A 16,792-nucleotide genomic window follows, 5' to 3' on the forward strand; every position below is an offset into this window, starting at 1 on the left:
AACCTTAAGTTAGGTAATATCTTCAATTTGATGACAAATTTTGATGCGCTCGTAGTAGGAAGTTTTTGAAGAGCTCTATTTCTTCTTTGGTCATATCTTTTACTGCTAGTGCATTTACATTTTCAGCTATTGGTTCAAGCTCCTTACGTAATTCCCGACCACGCTTAGTCAAATACACAAGGCTTCGAGGCTTGCCCTTTTTAATTGGTATTAGCTCAATAAGATCAGCACTTTTCATTCGCCCAATAAATGCATTAGTAGTAGGTCCAGAAAACCCAACACGATCACTGAGTTCTCGCTGAGACAAGCCCTCTTCATTCCAGAGCTCTCTTAAATAAGGCCAAAACCCCCTATTAACCTCGAAAGGCTGCAATTTTTCATCTAGGACTTGATGAAAGTCACGCGATAGCTGCTTAACAATGTGTGCAAGGCGCTCATTAGAGAGACTTAAAGGGGGTACATTGGAGTCGTTAATCATAAGTACTAGGTTAAAATTTTTGTTATATAAAACGCATAGACAAATCTATTGCATGCACGTTTTTCGTAACATCGCCCACAGACACAAAATCAACACCAGTTTCTGCAATTCCTTTTATTGTTGAAGTGTTGACACCTCCTGATGCTTCTAATGGAATACTGCCTGCAGAGAGTTTAACTGCTTCCTCCATCATCGAAAGATCAAAATTATCTAACATTATAATGTCGGCTCCTGAGAGCAGGCCTTGCTGCACTTCATTTAAATTTTCTGCCTCGACTTCAACCTTAAGTCCCGGATGTAGTTTCCTCGCATTTTCTACCGCTGCTGCGATTGAACCAGCAGCCATAATATGATTTTCTTTAATCAATACTTGGTCAAACAGACCAATTCTATGATTCAGCCCACCACCACAAGTAACGGCATATTTCTGCGCATTACGAAGGCAGGGGATGGTTTTACGAGTATCGAGTAGCTTACAAGAAGTGTGTTGAATAAGAACTGCATAAGCATTTGTTTGTGTAGCAGTTGCGGATAAAAGCTGAAGAAAATTAAGCGCTGTTCTTTCAGCTGTTACTAGAGATCTAGCTGGGCCAACTACTTCACATATTGTATCGTTTGGCCTAACTTTTTCACCATCTGAATAGAACCACTTCACAGAAACGCTTTCATCTACCTGCCTAAAGACCTCGTCAAACCATGCAGTTCCGCATAGGCAAGCTATTTCTCGACTAATAATGCGAGCTGTAGCAAAGGTATCATCTGAAATTAAGTCAGCTGAAACATCACCACTTCCAACATCTTCTTTTAAGGCCAGCTGAACAGTTTCAAAAATATCATCAGGTAACAACGACATCATTTTTCTCACTTTAATACTGAAATTAGAAAACCTAGTAGAAGAAACGTACCCTCCATACTAGGTTTTAATAAGCACACTGACTATCAATTTGTCTTTAATTAATCAGATTATCTTTCCATAGCTCACGCCAATCAGACTCTTTAGGAACAACCCCCTGGAATGAAGCTATATGAGGCTGACAGTTTGAAGTGCCTGTACCAATAGCCGCCTTTCCATCCGCAACATTCTGAGCAGCTTCAACCATCAAGCGACGGAACTCTACAATCGCAAGATCAGATGCCCCAAGTATATCGTCAGTTCGGTTTACAATTGAACCCATAGACACCCACATAGCAATATCCTGATTAGGAATACCAGGAATACCTGTAAAATCACCTTCTTTCATCTTCACACGATCCTGACGGAAACGGTTTTCCATATTACCAACCGTGGCCCAAGTAATTGGATCTACATCTTTACCTGGCACAGCATGAGTAAATTCCCGCCAATCCTTAGTTGATGGCGTAGACTCAGGGTTACCCCAAGCTATAAAGTGAAAATTCGAGTTTTCGTTATCAATTGGAACAATAACTGCAGCTACATTGTAGGATGTATTTGGAGGGATCAGTGCATAGTATGGTGCAACATATTGAGTTATGCGTAGATAGTCATGAGATGCCGCATTAGATATAGGTCGACGAATTGCAACATACTGAAATCCATAATCGGTTCTTGCCGCCTGCATACGAGGCGATTTATCAGTAGAAGGACGATACCAACTCTTATCGTCAGCAGCTGCACTATCCACTTTAGCCGGCACCATATCCGATGAATGCAATGACGACGAATGTGCTGAGTCAATTTGACCCTCTAATACTTGTGCCCAGTTTGCGGGAATTCGAATCTTAAGAATTGACACCTGTACGTCTTCATTTGGAGCAAATGCAGGGCGCTGGAATTCTGGCTCTTTACCTTCCTCTCCTAGCCAAGCCCACAAGAAACCACCCCACTCAACTGTTTTGTAGGCTTTATGCTTAACTTTTGAGCACATGCTTTTTTCAGTTTCCGGTGGTTCAGATGCCATTGCTACGGCATTACCTTCAACATCAAATTTCCAACCATGGTACAAACAACGCAGACCGCAATCTTCATTACGACCAAAAACCAATGACGCTAATCGGTGTGGACATAATTCATCTAATAGTCCGACACGTCCTTCTGTATCACGAAATGCAACATAACGTGATCCTAATGCCTCTACTAGCACAGGAGTTCCATCATTTTCAGCTATCTCTTCAAGAAGACAAACCGGTGTCCAGTGCTGTCTCATAAGGTTACCCATTGGGTCCCCTGGCATGACATGAGTTAATAGTTCATTTTCTTTAGGTGTAAGCATAAAAATTTCCTCATCATTATTATGTGGTGACAATATTAGTATGCTAATTTTAACCATGTCAACATAAAAATTAGCATACTAATAATATATTGACTAAAAATAATTAGCATACTAATATTGATCGCAAATCTATGGTAAATATGGTGTTTACCTATCTAAAATAATTGAAATAATGGGCCCTAAAAATGAAACTACAAGTTACTGCGAGAAGAGCTTTAACCTCTGAAATTGAAGAATTCACTCTGTCTTCACTAGACAAAACTGTTTTGCCTATTGCAGAGCCAGGTGCTCATATATCAATCACCACACCCTCTGGAGCCCGTAGAAGATACTCATTAGTTCACCCAGGAAATGATTTAAACAGCTACACAGTGGCTATCAAACTTGAACAAGCGTCTCGAGGTGGTTCCAAATCGATGCATGAGCTTGCATCTATAGGCACAATTCTTGATGTAGATACACCTGACAATGAGTTTCCTTTGGGTGATAAACACCCAGCACTCTTAATTGCTGGTGGAATCGGCATTACTCCAATTTTTTCTATGGCACAAAAGCTATCCGCTGAAGGAAGAGATTTTCGTGTTATTTACTGTTCACGAGAAGAAAACTTGGCGGCATATGTAAATGAAATGAAAGAACTGTGTGGTGAAAAATTGACACTGCATTTCTCTCAAGAATTAGGGAATACCCAATTTGATTTCTGGGATTTGTTAATGTCCCCAACTAAAGAACATGTGTATTGTTGCGGTCCCAACGGGCTAATGGAAGAAATCAAAGGTGTAACGGGCCACTGGCCGGAAGGTCATATCCATTTTGAAGAATTCCAACCAGTAGATGTAATTCGAGATGATGATAAATCATTTACAGTTGTACTAAATAAATCAGGTGACGAAATTAAAATCCCCTCCGATCGAACTATATTGGAAGGTCTTCGTGATTCAGGTTATAACTTCCCTAGTTCTTGTGAAAATGGTTCGTGTGGAACATGCAAATGTCAGGTTATTGATGGTGAAGTGGATCACCGTGATATCGTGCTTATGAATGACGAGAAAGATTCAACAATCATGCTCTGCGTGTCGAGAGCCAAAGGAGAGCGCCTTGTCCTCGATCTATAAGCCAATTAAATTAGGAACCGTTGGCCTCGGGAGAGCTTTTTCCTTAAGTGCACCAGCGATTTCTGCTCATCCTGGTTTTGAATTGATTGCTGCCGCTGAACCCAACAATCATCACCGGGCATCTTTTGTAAAAGAGTTTGGTGGAGCAACATATAGTGATATTTCTGATTTACTGAAGAACACAGAAGTCGAAGCCATATATATATCTACACCTCATGGACTTCATAAGGAACATGCTTTAGCGGCTATTAATGCGGGCAAACATGTTCTAGTTGAAAAGCCAATGACGATAGCTATAGATGATGCTTCTGAACTCATCTCTGCCGCAAAGAAGGCTAATGTTAAACTTGTTGTTGGTCCTAGTCACAGTTTCGATGGACCTGTTGCGCTTGCTGAAAAGCTCATCAAAAGCGGGGAAATTGGAAACGTCCGCATGATTCACGCGCTCTATGCAACCGACTTCCTTTATCGCCCTAGAACCTCGGCGGAACTCTCAACTGACCTCGGTGGCGGAGTCGTGTTCAGTCAAGCCGTACATCAGATTGACTTGGTAAGACGCCTTGCTGGCAAGCCTGCTAAACGAGTTACCGCAAAAACAGGCGGCGCATGGGATCCCAAGCGCCCCACAGAAGGCGCCTATTCCATGTTAATAGACTTCGAAGACAAATTGTTTGCAAGCCTAACATACTCTGGATATGCACACTTTGATGGTGACCGTTTAATGGGAGATATCTCGGAACTTGGAATACCCAAATCACCCGACACAGGTGAAACAGCACGGCAAAAACTTGCATCGGTAACCAATGAAGTCGATTTCAAGGCATCACGGGGCTTCGTATCGCTTGATAGTTGTCCAAAAGCTGAAACACACGAGCATTTCGGGCAGGTTCTAGTCTTTGGTGATAAGGGCGACCTTCGTCTTACCGCTGCAGGGGTAGAAGTCCACAACATTAATGGTCGCACTTTCCATAGTGCGCCTTTCAGAACTAGTAGAGCCGAGGTTTTCGATACACTTTATGAAGCTATTCGAAATCAAGTGCCACCATTACAGGATGGCGCATGGGGACGCGCCTCACTGGAAATCTGTCATGCACTTCTGGAAAGCGAAGCATTGGATGCATCAGTCAACCTCAAATATTCTACGTAAAGCATAGGAACTGAAATAGTTTCTAATTTCGTAGACCTTACACACAAAATATCATTTAAGTGGAAGTACATAATGACAGTCAGTCACATCGTTAGCTATCACTAATCTATACTCGGTAATTCAATCATGACCTCAGAGAAACCCTTAACAGCTGAACATACCGCCAATGGATCAACGTCCTATCTCGTATCACTAAGGGTTTGCTATGAAAACGAGTATCATCTTAGTGACCAATTAACTAGGATCATTCCTAAACTAAAAAGCACGCCGGGATTCGAATCAATCGACGTCATAAGAAGAAAAGGTGGGCAAGGTGTAGACTTCTATCTTTTGACCCGATTTAAATCGCTGAAGGCACTAGAGTCTTGGAAAAATTCACCTCAAAGAATTGAAGCTCTGCGTCCAATAGAGGAAATGTCCATCACTGACATTTCAAGAGAACACGCGTCAGGTTCGAATATTTGGTTCGAGCCGGTAACATGTTTACCATCTCAACCATTACCACCTCTTCATTGGAAACGCTGGGTTCTCAGCATTTTAGCGGTCTACCCACTATTGTTTTTGCTGATAAATCTCTTGCGCCCCATTACTTCTCAACTACCTGAAGCAATCGGTTTATTTTTAATCGTCTCGATTTTAACGGGGCTTACCACGTTCTATATAGTCCCTTGGCTTTCCAAAAGATTGATTACCTGGCTATCACGCCGATGAATCAAAGCTTTATCTACCAGGTAGAGTTTCCGTAGGATATTTAAAAAGAAAAAATGCTTAATCGCAGTTGCGTACATTGTCAGCGAGTCTCGCTAACGGATCCTTTAGCATTATTTGAACTTCTTTTTCCAATCCTATCGATTCCATCGCCTCATACATACATTCAACCCATAATTCTGTTTCTTTAGGTCCTATTCGAAACGCAGCATGCGGCCCTGTCATACAGACAGATCCATACTTCTGCAGATACAGTTGAGGCCCACCCATCCATCCAATTAGGTATTCCGACAGCTTATTTCTTATTCCTGATAAGTCGTCCGCATGCATTTTTCTAAGCTGCGCATAATAGGGAGACGTGTCCATTAGGTCATAAAATTGATCTACCAGAGTCTTAATTCCTTGAGATCCAAGCGCAATGTATGGTGATTCGTATCTTTCCACGTTAATGCTCCTTATTTATTATCATCAAAATACATATTGAAAGAATGAACAATCAATGCGTAAAAGTTAATACTGCTCTTCATCCAAAATCACCTGCTAGGAGAGTCACGCCCAAAACAACTGATGAGACACCTACTAAAATGTGACGATTGAAAATTTCATTTTGCCTTGAATACATCCAAGTACCTGCAAGTACGAAAAGAGGTGTAGTTGCAGCAAGAGGCGCAACGACAACCAAAGCACCAGCAGCAAGTGCTATGTAGAGAAACACTGGGCCAGCGCTAGACAGAATTCCAGCTGTTAAAAAATAGCTAAGCTCTCGGCGATTACATGAAATTTTGATCCCAAAAAACACAACGTATAGCGTAAGTACTATCCATGAAGTAATCACTGATACAGCGCTCGCTACTATAGGGTCAGTGCCGTTCTCAATTCCGATTTTTCTAAACCATATAGATACGCCATAAGCCAGCGAAGCGAGAATAGGGGCGTAGAATGAAAAGAGCGTCTTTAGAACCGGAACTTTTAAACTTCTGGCTTGAGTTGATATACCAATTAAAAAAGAACCTAACATAACAGCAATAGCACCCTCTAGCTGAGTGTACGTGGCGGTTTCACCGAGAAAAAAAACGCCTAATGCAACGGACACTAGAGGGTGTGTAAGCGTAATAGCGGTTGTGACGTTGGTACCTAACGCGGACATACCAATAAATTGAAATAGCCTACCTAACAAGGGTGCAAATAGACCAGCGAGTATAAAATATTGCCATTCCCTAAGATCTATATCTATTGAAGGTACGAAGAAAAAATTAAGAAGGGATAATATGAAAACGTTAATTGTTAGAGTAACCCATAACACGCTCAAATGTGTTGAGGTTTCTCTACCTAATTTTATAAGCAAAAAAGTACCGGCGAACATTAATGATGAAGCAAGTGCCCAAATAATTTCCATTACATATTCGCCGGTTTAATGAGATAGACGTCTATCTCATTTTTATCAAGACCTAGAAGCCAAGCGAGCCTTTCACTTCTTTTCTTAGATGAGGAGTCGCAAGAACTGCGACTAGTGTAAATAATGACCCCAAGATTAAATTCACTATGCCAGGGAAAATAAATAATAATCCAGCAATAAACAGTGCCATTCTAATCAGTCTATCTAGATTGTTTTTAAGATAGCCCTCAACAGCTGCGCTTAGCAAAATCACTCCGATTACAGCGCTAGTGCAGCTAACCAGAATATTTAGAATACTGCCTTCCATAAGCAAACCATCTCCATACATAAATGCAAATGGAACTATAAATGCTGTTATAGCGAGTTTTACAGCACCAACTGCAATACCGAGCGGTTTATCCTCGGCGATGGCTGCGGCCGCAAAAGCCGCAACTGCAACTGGAGGAGTCATCGCTGACAACACTGCAAAGTAAAGAATAAACATATTTGACTGCATTGCAGAAAAATCCAAGGAACTTAGGGTCGGGCCTATCAATACAGCTGCTAGAATAAATGCTGAAGGAGTAGGCATTCCCATACCGAGTATAATTGCCAACAATGCCGATACGAGAAGCACTAAAAATGTGCTATTACCGGCAACCAGAAACACTAAATCAGCAAATTTACCACCCAACCCAGTCATGGATATCCCTCCAATAACTAAGCCAGCAGCAGCACAAGCAGCCACAACAGAAACCATACGAACAGTCGTTTCACCTAAGGCTTCCCAGACGGCCTTTAGCCCCATCCGAGTAGAGGGTTTCACAGCAGCTACAGCTACTACACCTAGTGTAGCGAATGCTGCTACATAGGTTGGAGAAAATCCAAGTACAAGTGCGGCAGAGAGAACAACAAGTGGAACTATAAATAAGCCGCCATTCGATAACGCATTTCTGACAGTTGGGACTTCATTTTCATCCATACCCATTAAACCCATTTTTTGGGAGCGTAAATGAACTTGGGTATACACACATAGATAATAAAGAAGTGCTGGAACTATCCCGGCTATAGCAATGTCACGATATTCAATACCAGTATATTCAGCCATAATAAATGCTGCAGACCCCATTACAGGAGGAAGTAAGCTACCACCCGTTGAAGCCGCCACTTCGACACTTCCCGCCAATGATTTCCCATAACCTAGTCTTTTCATTATAGGAATAGTGATTGATCCAGTGGTTACAACGTCAGATGTAGGGGAGCCCGACATTGTTCCATAAAGTCCGGATGAAACAATCGCAATTTTAGCAGGCCCACCCACTCTTCTACCTGCAACTGCTGATGCAAGGTTGTAGAAGAAATCTGCTCCACCAGCACGTGATAAAAAAGTACCAAACAATACAAATAGAAATGCATAGGTTGCTGCGACACGCAATGGAACACCAAATAAGCCATCGCTTGTAAACATCATAATATCTAGGAAGTGGTTATACCCAACTTCTCTAAAACCAAGGCCAAATGGTAGGTTATGCCCAAATAGGTTATACAATACAAATACAGAGACTACACTTGTTAGACCAAAGCCGACAGTGCGCCTAGTTGCTTCTATGGTTAAAATTAGTAATGCAGAACCAGCTATAAGATCGGGCGTTTCTAAAGGGTAAAGTAGAGTAATTCGCTCAACAATTCGGTCGCTCTCCATAAAGAAATACGCGCCTACTACTGCACTAGCAATAGATAGTATCCAATCTGTTGGCCCTGGCATATCCGACCGGCCCCAAGGACCAGCCGAATACATCAAGAAAAGTAAAACAAGGATTGACGATAGAAAAACAACCGTCATGCCGAATAAATCGACATAAACTACAGTGGTTGTATAAATTACAGCTAAAGCTATAACTGCGCCTAAAGTTTGGATAATTTTCGCCAAACCAGGACTAAGCTGGCGCCTTGAGCCCGTCTGGAGTAGTGACGATAGAATTTCTTTCATTTATAAATCCCTGTTTTTAAATTGAAGCTTATTTCAAACCAGCTTCTTTTAGATAACGCATTGCACCTTCGTGATATGGCACAACCGTCACTGATGACATAACTTCAGGAGTAAGTGCCTTCATTGCAGAGTGCACACCTGCAATTGACTTATAATTTTCGAAAAGAGCTTTTGTAAGACTGTAAGCTAGCTCCTCGTCCATATCTTCACGCACAGCTAGAGTTGCACCAAGAGATGCAGTGTGCACGGCACTAGGGGACCATTCATATGTACCAGCAGGAATATCGAAAGCAATTGTTCCACTTTCTTTATTTACAGCGTCTACCGTGTCTTTATTCATAGATAACAGCGTTAAATCGACACTACTAGCTGCCTGCATGATCGAGCTATGCTTCACAAACAGTGAATTGATTAGAAGATCTGCCCTGCGGTCTTGAATCAAAGAAATCTGCTCACCTGAAGCTGCATAAATAATCTTACCACCCCAGCTTTCAATATCTTTCTCTGAAACACCAATCGCGTTGAGCATCTCAATAGCAACATTAGAGGCAATATTTCCTCGCTTGTTGATAGCAATCGTAATAGGTGGTTTAACCTTTGCTATATCTTCGAAAGATTCAATTTTATATTCAGCAGCAAAGTCATTATTAACCAATGCTTGCATTGGAGCCCAAGTGTACATGTATGAAAGAACTCGCAAAGAGTCGACAGGCTCACGGAAAGGCGCATCACCTTTTTTAGCTAAGAGCAATTCTGCATCATGGATAATTGCTAAATTAGCTTGATTACGTTCAAGCTGACCAACGTTAGCAATACCACCACCAGATGTCTGATATGTAATTTTAGAGTCTGGATAGCTTTGACGTACCGCACCGTCAATACCGGCTCCTAACAAGCTCCACAAGCCGCCAGGAGAAGCTCCAGCAACTGTCATCTGATAGCCTTCAGAATGAGCAATAGGAGCTTGCAATAAAACAACAGAGGCAGCTGTAGCTGCAATGTATTTTCTAAGTTTAGATAACATAATGAATTTCCTTTTGTTTTTTTAATTTGGCTATTCGCCATCTATTTATTTGACCCAATTGCAACTGCAAAACAATATTATGCAGTCAGTGCCTGTCATATCGACTTAAATCTTGAAGCCCTCCATACTAGATTTGTGAAATAGCTCTTCAGGTGCAACCAATCGCTTTGATAACCCCTCAGAAAAATGTTGCGCTAAAAAACGCTCTAATGTGTATTTATTCTGATCAAATCCATAAGACCAAAAGTCTTCTCCCATCATGGTTTTCGCTGCTCTTAATTGATCCTCGACAAATGGCAAAGTAACTTTGGTTGCTGACGTATCAGATAAACGCTCAAGTGCAACTTCCTTAGACTTTTCAAATGCCTTAAACACGGAAAACGGCAACCATGGATGCTCCTCAACTAATGTTTTTCTAATTCCCAAAACATGCATGATTGGAAATAGTTGAGTTTTTTCATACCACTTTTTAGCCTCTGCCATAGGGTCAGAAAATAAATAACCAACATTAGGGTGCCCTGCCACAAAACAACTTGGAGCTCTAGGTCCGATAACTGCATCTATTTCACCAGAAGCGAGCATTCCTGAAAGAGTTTGCCCTTCTGGAATATTATTTACACGCACTCCATCGCTTAGGTTTAAGTTGATTTTTTCAACTCGACCTGGGTCTTCGTACCCACCTCTTACCCACTCAATTTCATTTGGTTTAACACCATATTCTTCTTCAAGAATCATTCTTACCCAAACATTAGCCGTAAGCTGATACTCTGGAACACCGACACGCTTACCTCTCAAATCAGCTGGCGAGTTGATACCCTTATCGGTACGAATGTAGATTGATGTATGTCTAAAGGCTCTTGATGGAAAAACTGGAACCCCTATGTAAGGACTACTTCCCTCGGCTGTTTTAACTGTAAAGCTGCTCATAGAAAGCTCAGTGATATCAAAATCAGCATGCCTGAATGCTCTAAAGAAAATTTCTTCAGGATCATGCAGCATAAATACTGGATCCACGCCATCGATTAACACATCTCCATCTACTAATGGGCGTATGCGATCGTAGTTACCAACCGCTATTGATAGTTTGAGCTTACTCATATCTTCTTCTTGCCTACTTCTAGTTTGAATTTTTAGCTAAATAATATTTCAAGAGCCGATCGCGATTATCTGTTTATCCGCAATAGGCCAAAGATAGTTGCTTGTTGTTCAATTTAAATCGAGCCTTTTTGGCTTGCCATTTATTTGTACAGCAACGTCGTTATTTTTGTACTTCTAGCACCTTACAATTAGGGTAATCCCCCGTAAATCTGGGTACATATTTGTAATATACCGATGCCAATTGGCTAAGATTTTGGCTCGCAAAGCAAACTTAGCAATAAAAACTTAGATATCTAATTTTTTTAGACAATATTCCAAAATTAAAAGTTAGTCAACAACTTTTCGGGGCTTATCCTGATATTCCAGTCTTAAAAAATTATCAATACGATTGCTTGATACAACATCAAGAGAACGTAATAGACTGATTTTAAAAAAAAACCAGCAACAGCTGGTTTAGGGGCATTTCCCCAAGAAAGACATTGACAAGGCATAGAAACCGCCAATGCCCCAAGGATGGCTAAGTCAGCGGATGGAATTAGTCCGTTTGAAATACATACGTAATGTCATCTATTGTGTTAGTACGACCACTAAGCAGTAAGATATTCAGCGAGTTACAATGAATAAAAACAAAATGTCGCTTTAGTTCAAAAGATGGTTAGATAAAGTCTACACTCATTACATCACTCATGAAGAAAATTAGCAATAAAAATTTTTATTGCTAATTTTTTTGCGGGACGGCGGGGCTATATCCTACATTGACTCCAGATTTCCTATCCTTGCGCAGCTGAATAGTAGATTCGTCTTCTGTATTTTAAGCCACACTCTTCAACATTTAGATTAGTGTGTTGCGCTGTTCATTTGAATCTAAAGCTATTAGCCGTCATCCAGAGGTTAGCTTGAAACTATAATCTCTTGGCTATCGTTAAGGTACCTAGGGGCATCTTTAAGCCGACTATTATTAATTGATGGGTCAATCGCTCTAACAAGCATACTTTGCGGTAGAGGAGCTTTCAGGAGCTCTCGCAGATCCTTTAAATCAGCCCTCTCTTCTAACCATGTATTTGCCTGTTTTGAATCCAGAAACAAAGGCTGACGAGAGTGAAATGCTTTAAAGTCCTTACAAGCGTTTGTAGTTACCATCGCACATGTATCTAGAACAATCTCACCATCAGTCCATTGAGACCAAACACCTGCAGCTGCCATACAACCTTGCTCATACCTAACCAGGTAAGGCTGCCTTAAAGCACCTTCTTTACGCCATTCAATAAAGGATGTCATGGGTATGATTATGCGGTGGTGTCTAAAGCTACCCTGGAATGCTTTGCTCTTATCTAGCGTCTCAGCACGGGCATTGAACATAGAGTACTGAGTAGTGATCTCCTTTGCCCAAACAGGCGTTAACCACCACCTCATAGGCCTTAGGGCTCTAATACCTTCCTCTTCAGATACGACAGGTATTTGTTCAGTTGGAGCCAAGTTAAAGAAGCTAGGGATATTTGCGCGACCAAATGAAACACCCAAGTCATCCATCAGGGCTTGTGTATCGTCGTTATCCTCGAGATTGTATCTACCGCACATTCAATCACTCCTTCTAGTTATTTGAATATACCGGATAGGAGTCGTTGCGCAATTAATTAGAGATTTAGGGTGCGCAAGAAGTACGCAGGATGTGTGCAACAAGTGCGCAGCATCTATGCAAGAAGTGTGCACAATTGCAGGGGTGTGAAAAATTGCGCACTTCGCATCAAAACACATTTTAGAGTTGCCTATGTTTTGCGCTCCTAGTTTTGTGTAAGATTTATTCGAAGAATTATGCTTTTTAGCTTATTTTTTGATCCGCAATCGAATACACAGCAAACAAAAAGCACTCAAAATACGGGGGCTTTTACGGGGGCTCCCGAATTAAGATAAAGATATATTATCTATAAATATCAAGTATTTAATACCATATTTCGATTGACGCCACCTCCACCATATACAAATAAAAAGGCCACCCCGAAAGGGAGTGGCCTTTTTATTTGTATTCGGCGCGGCTTGAGAACCCGCGGAGCGGGTTCGACAAAACTACAAGGATGTAGTTTTGGACAACACAAAGTGTTGCCCCAAAGGGGTGAAGGCCAGGATGGTCTGAATCAATCCCGCCACAATTCGATCTTTTTAAAAGACCACCCAGAATCACTCCCGCCCCACACCCAAAATCCTCAACTACACTTAATCCATACTCACCCACCTAAAGGGAAACAGATGGATAAGATAATCACCCCGTTAATCACCCTCATCTTCGTTGCATCAGGCAGTGCTAAGCTGCTGGGTCTGGAGTTTGAATTAGAAGCTTTTGATCGCTGGGGTTACCCGCTCTGGTTTATGTATTTCACCGGTGTCGTCGAAGTGATCGGAGGCTTAGTTATTTGGGTTAAGCGGCTTCGATTCATCACATCAGTAGGGCTCAACTGCGTGATGATAGGTGCCATGGCCACTCATCTGTTGAATGCTGAATGGCCGATGCTAGGCGTTGCAACGGCTATTCTAATCCTAACCTTTATCAACACTAGACGTTTTAAGAAGGATATCAACCCAGCCTAAATACAGCATCTTGAGCAGTGACTGTTCTGAGGTTAGTCTAGTTATCATTAAATTCAAAAGGGTAAAACACCATGGCTAAAGGTTACTGGATGGCTCATGTCGATATCTCAGACCCGGAGGGTTACAAACTCTATCAGGCCGCTAATACTGAGCCATTTAAACAGTATGGGGCTAAATTTTTAGTCCGTGCAGGCGATAACCAACAGGTTGAGGGGAGCGTACGATCACGCCATGTGATCATTGAGTTCCCGAGTTACCAACAGGCGTTGAATTGCTACCACTCCTCTGGCTACCAAAATGCTAAAGCGCTACGTGAACATGCAGGCATTGCTGATCTAGTGGTTGTCGAGGGCTACGAAGGCCCTCAACCTGGGGAGTAGGTATTTACACCTTCTCCATCGGCCTACCCGGCTCACTCCAACGCACGTGGTATTTTCCATCATCACGATCTGTTCGCTCGAATGTATGCGCACCAAAATAGTCTCGCTGACCTTGCAGTAGGTTGGCAGGCAGCACCTCGGTTCGGAATGAGTCGTAGTAACCTAGGGCGGAACTAATCGCCCCAGCAGGGATACCCGCTAGAGCTGATTGCGCCACAATCGCGCGCCAATTATGTTGATGTTTAGCCAACTTTTCAGAGAAAAACGGATCCATTAGCAGGCTTGGCAGATCCTGATTACGCTGAAACGCTGCTGAGATCGGCTGAAGAAACGCTGCACGAATAATACACCCGGCACGCCAAATTCTTGAGATGGCGGATAAATCGAGCGCCCAACCCTGTTCTTTTGCTGCCATCTGCATCAGATGATAACCCTGCGCGTAGGCACAAATTTTTGCACAGTAGAGTGCATCATGCAGCTGTTCAATTAACTGCTCTTTGGGAGTATCTAAAGTAACATCTGTTGGGCCAGACAGAACTTTAGACGCTTCAACGCGAATCAATTTAAGGGTGGATAGTGAGCGAGCAAAGACTGCATTGGTCAGCGTTGGCGCAGGTGTACCTAGCTGAAGGGCACTAACCGCGGTCCATAAACCGGTACCCTTTTGACCCGCTTTATCAAGAATGACATCGACCAACGGCAGGCCGGTAAACTGATCCTCTTGATCCAGAACTTCAGCACTGATTTCGATCAAGTAGGAGTGCAGTGGGCCACGACTCCATTCTCGGAATACACAAGCGATCTCGGAGGGAGCCATCTGCATGGCGTACCGCATGAAGTGGTAGACCTCACAGATCAACTGCATGTCGGCATACTCGATGCCGTTATGAACCATTTTTACGTAGTGGCCTGCACCAGAATCGCCAATGTACGTCGCACAAGGCTCACCCTCAGTGACTGGATTACCGGGCTCACGACGCTCAATGGGGAGTCCTGTGGTTGCATCCACTTTCGCTGCGATCGCCTCCATAATAGGGCGTAAACGTGACCAAGCTTTTTGATCGCCAGATGGCATCAAAGAAGGGCCGAAGCGTGCACCGACCTCACCACCCGATACCGCAGTAGAGAAGAAGGTAAAGTGCTCTTTATAGTTCACTTCACGATCACGAGTGTCGGTCCAGAGTGAGTTTCCGGTATCCACAACGATATCATCGCCTTCAACGCCTGCCTCAATCAGCTGACGGCAGACTGCATCGACAGGATCACCTGCTGGCACAGAGACAAAAATGGTTCTTGGTGAAGGCAAAGCCGCTAACAGTTCACCGAGCGATGAACAGGCTTGAATCGGTTGAGGACGATCCGGAACTTCATCAGCCGCTTGAGCGATCGCGTCATCTACTTTATTGGCATCCAGGTCAAAGGCTGCGATTTGGTAACCATTATCAACGAGGTTGAGCACCAAGTTTTTACCCATAACGCCAAGCCCAATAAAACCGATCATCTCTCTATCTGCCACTACCTAAGCCCCAAAAAAGTTGTTTATCTGACCCTCGTTATTCTAACGTTTTTCAAGCTTGAAAACTCTACTCTATAAACCTCAATGCCTTATCTGGTAAAATTGCGCGGTTTTTAACCATCCAGATTACGCCGGGGAGATTATGGCCAATATCGTTGTATCCGCACTCTACCAATTTGTTCGCTTCGAGGAGTGTGAAGCACTGCGTCAGCCTCTGTTAGAGTTCCTGAACGAGCAAGATATTCGCGGCACATTAATCCTAGCTAAAGAGGGTATCAACGGCACAGTCTCTGGTAGCCGTGAAGCGATCGATGCGCTCTACGCATGGTTTAAAGAGCACCCACCGCTGGATCAGGTGAGCTCCAAAGAGTCGTTCTTTGATGAGCAACCGTTCTACCGCACCAAGGTAAAACTGAAACGTGAAATCGTTACCATGGGTGTTGAAGGCATCGATCCACTGAAAACCGTCGGCACCTATGTCAAACCTAACGAGTGGAATGAGCTGATTTCCGATCCAGAAGTACTGTTGGTCGACACACGTAATGACTACGAAGTGGATATCGGTACGTTTAAAGGCGCGATCAACCCTCATACCGACACCTTCCGTGACTTCCCTAACTACGTTAAAGAGCAGCTAGATCCAAGTAAACACAAAAAAGTCGCCATGTTCTGTACGGGCGGTATCCGTTGTGAAAAGTCGACCGCGTTTCTCCGTGAACAGGGCTTTGATGAGGTCTACCACCTTGAAGGCGGCATTCTTAAATACCTTGAAGAAGTACCTGCCGATAACTCGATGTGGGATGGTGAATGTTTCGTCTTTGACAACCGTGTATCTGTTGGACACGGTTTAGAACCCGGTGACTACCAGCTCTGTCACGCCTGTCGTATGCCGCTATCCGCTGAAGATCGTCAGAATGAGCACTTCCAAGAGGGGTTAAGTTGTCACCACTGCTACGACAAAGTAACCGATAAGCAGCGTAAACGTTTTCAAGAGCGCCAGCACCAGCTCGAATTGGCAAAAGCGCGTGGCGAACATCACTTGGGTAAAGACGCAGTGCACGATTTCGAGCAGCGTCGCCAAAAGAAAAAAGCAATACGCGAAGCTCAGCGCAAGGCCAACCAATAATGGCCGAGGTCAATGCAGAAT

The 16,792-nt window shown here is 42.9% G+C and carries 16 protein-coding genes; 6 read left to right on the forward strand and 10 right to left on the reverse strand.

Features of this window, described 5'->3' with window-relative positions; genetic code table 11:
• Window positions 1–22: 22 nt before the first annotated feature.
• The 3 genes from XMD530_RS02550 to XMD530_RS02560 form a co-directional block, all read right to left on the reverse strand.
• The gene (locus XMD530_RS02550; RefSeq protein WP_173506413.1) at window positions 23–478 is read right to left on the reverse strand and encodes a MarR family winged helix-turn-helix transcriptional regulator; all 456 of its coding nucleotides are present in this window, start codon (window positions 476–478) and stop codon (window positions 23–25) included.
• 22 nt (window positions 479–500) lie between these two features.
• On the reverse strand, window positions 501–1,334 hold the full coding sequence (nadC, locus tag XMD530_RS02555) for a carboxylating nicotinate-nucleotide diphosphorylase (protein WP_173506414.1): 834 nt from the start codon (window positions 1,332–1,334) through the stop codon (window positions 501–503).
• A 94-nt stretch (window positions 1,335–1,428) separates the two neighbouring features.
• A complete protein-coding gene (locus XMD530_RS02560) occupies window positions 1,429–2,709 on the reverse strand; it encodes a Rieske 2Fe-2S domain-containing protein (protein ID WP_173506415.1) in 1,281 nt (426 codons plus the stop codon).
• A 185-nt stretch (window positions 2,710–2,894) separates the two neighbouring features.
• On the opposite strand from XMD530_RS02560, the gene XMD530_RS02565 reads away from it, so the two are divergent.
• The 3 genes from XMD530_RS02565 to XMD530_RS11495 all read left to right on the forward strand — a co-directional run bounded on the left by XMD530_RS02565 (window position 2,895) and on the right by XMD530_RS11495 (window position 5,682).
• The gene (locus XMD530_RS02565; protein WP_173506416.1) at window positions 2,895–3,824 is read left to right on the forward strand and encodes a PDR/VanB family oxidoreductase; all 930 of its coding nucleotides are present in this window, start codon (window positions 2,895–2,897) and stop codon (window positions 3,822–3,824) included.
• Window positions 3,808–4,971 (forward strand): Gfo/Idh/MocA family protein, encoded by a 1,164-nt coding sequence (locus tag XMD530_RS02570; protein WP_217364142.1) that lies wholly within the window; start codon window positions 3,808–3,810, stop codon window positions 4,969–4,971. The genes XMD530_RS02565 and XMD530_RS02570 overlap by 17 nt, the downstream gene beginning before the upstream one ends.
• A gap of 126 nt (window positions 4,972–5,097) precedes the next feature.
• Complete coding sequence (locus tag XMD530_RS11495) at window positions 5,098–5,682, forward strand: antibiotic biosynthesis monooxygenase (protein ID WP_173506418.1); 585 nt, start codon at window positions 5,098–5,100, stop codon at window positions 5,680–5,682.
• 57 nt (window positions 5,683–5,739) lie between these two features.
• On the opposite strand, the gene XMD530_RS02580 is transcribed toward XMD530_RS11495, so the two are convergent.
• The 6 genes from XMD530_RS02580 to XMD530_RS02605 all read right to left on the reverse strand — a co-directional run bounded on the left by XMD530_RS02580 (window position 5,740) and on the right by XMD530_RS02605 (window position 12,744).
• Window positions 5,740–6,123, reverse strand: coding sequence for a group II truncated hemoglobin (locus tag XMD530_RS02580; protein ID WP_173506419.1), 384 nt, complete (start codon window positions 6,121–6,123; stop codon window positions 5,740–5,742).
• Between the two features lie 79 nt (window positions 6,124–6,202).
• Window positions 6,203–7,075, reverse strand: a complete 873-nt coding sequence (locus XMD530_RS02585; protein WP_173506420.1) for a DMT family transporter — start codon at window positions 7,073–7,075, stop codon at window positions 6,203–6,205.
• Between the two features lie 52 nt (window positions 7,076–7,127).
• Window positions 7,128–9,044, reverse strand: a complete 1,917-nt coding sequence (locus XMD530_RS02590) for a TRAP transporter fused permease subunit (RefSeq protein WP_173506684.1) — start codon at window positions 9,042–9,044, stop codon at window positions 7,128–7,130.
• A 28-nt stretch (window positions 9,045–9,072) separates the two neighbouring features.
• Window positions 9,073–10,068: a TAXI family TRAP transporter solute-binding subunit gene (locus tag XMD530_RS02595; RefSeq protein ID WP_173506422.1), complete on the reverse strand. Its 996-nt coding sequence runs from the start codon at window positions 10,066–10,068 to the stop codon at window positions 9,073–9,075.
• A gap of 105 nt (window positions 10,069–10,173) precedes the next feature.
• A complete protein-coding gene (locus XMD530_RS02600; RefSeq protein ID WP_173506423.1) occupies window positions 10,174–11,166 on the reverse strand; it encodes an ABC transporter substrate-binding protein in 993 nt (330 codons plus the stop codon).
• 891 nt (window positions 11,167–12,057) lie between these two features.
• A complete protein-coding gene (locus XMD530_RS02605) occupies window positions 12,058–12,744 on the reverse strand; it encodes an SOS response-associated peptidase (RefSeq protein ID WP_173506685.1) in 687 nt (228 codons plus the stop codon).
• A gap of 666 nt (window positions 12,745–13,410) precedes the next feature.
• Between XMD530_RS02605 and XMD530_RS02610 the strand changes: the two genes are divergently transcribed.
• Together XMD530_RS02610 and XMD530_RS02615 are read left to right on the forward strand one after the other, a co-directional pair.
• Window positions 13,411–13,749 (forward strand): DoxX family protein, encoded by a 339-nt coding sequence (locus XMD530_RS02610; RefSeq protein WP_173489026.1) that lies wholly within the window; start codon window positions 13,411–13,413, stop codon window positions 13,747–13,749.
• A 71-nt stretch (window positions 13,750–13,820) separates the two neighbouring features.
• Window positions 13,821–14,129 (forward strand): DUF1330 domain-containing protein, encoded by a 309-nt coding sequence (locus XMD530_RS02615; protein WP_173482747.1) that lies wholly within the window; start codon window positions 13,821–13,823, stop codon window positions 14,127–14,129.
• Between the two features lie 4 nt (window positions 14,130–14,133).
• On the opposite strand, the gene gndA is transcribed toward XMD530_RS02615, so the two are convergent.
• Complete coding sequence (gndA, locus tag XMD530_RS02620; RefSeq protein WP_371731658.1) at window positions 14,134–15,645, reverse strand: NADP-dependent phosphogluconate dehydrogenase; 1,512 nt, start codon at window positions 15,643–15,645, stop codon at window positions 14,134–14,136.
• Between the two features lie 142 nt (window positions 15,646–15,787).
• Here gndA and XMD530_RS02625 point away from each other — a divergent pair, with 142 nt between their 5' ends.
• Window positions 15,788–16,771: a rhodanese-related sulfurtransferase gene (locus XMD530_RS02625; protein ID WP_173506686.1), complete on the forward strand. Its 984-nt coding sequence runs from the start codon at window positions 15,788–15,790 to the stop codon at window positions 16,769–16,771.
• Window positions 16,772–16,792: the final 21 nt, after the last annotated feature.

The sequence above is a fragment of the Marinobacterium sp. xm-d-530 genome (assembly GCF_013283365.1).
GTDB lineage: Bacteria > Pseudomonadota > Gammaproteobacteria > Pseudomonadales > Balneatricaceae > Marinobacterium_E.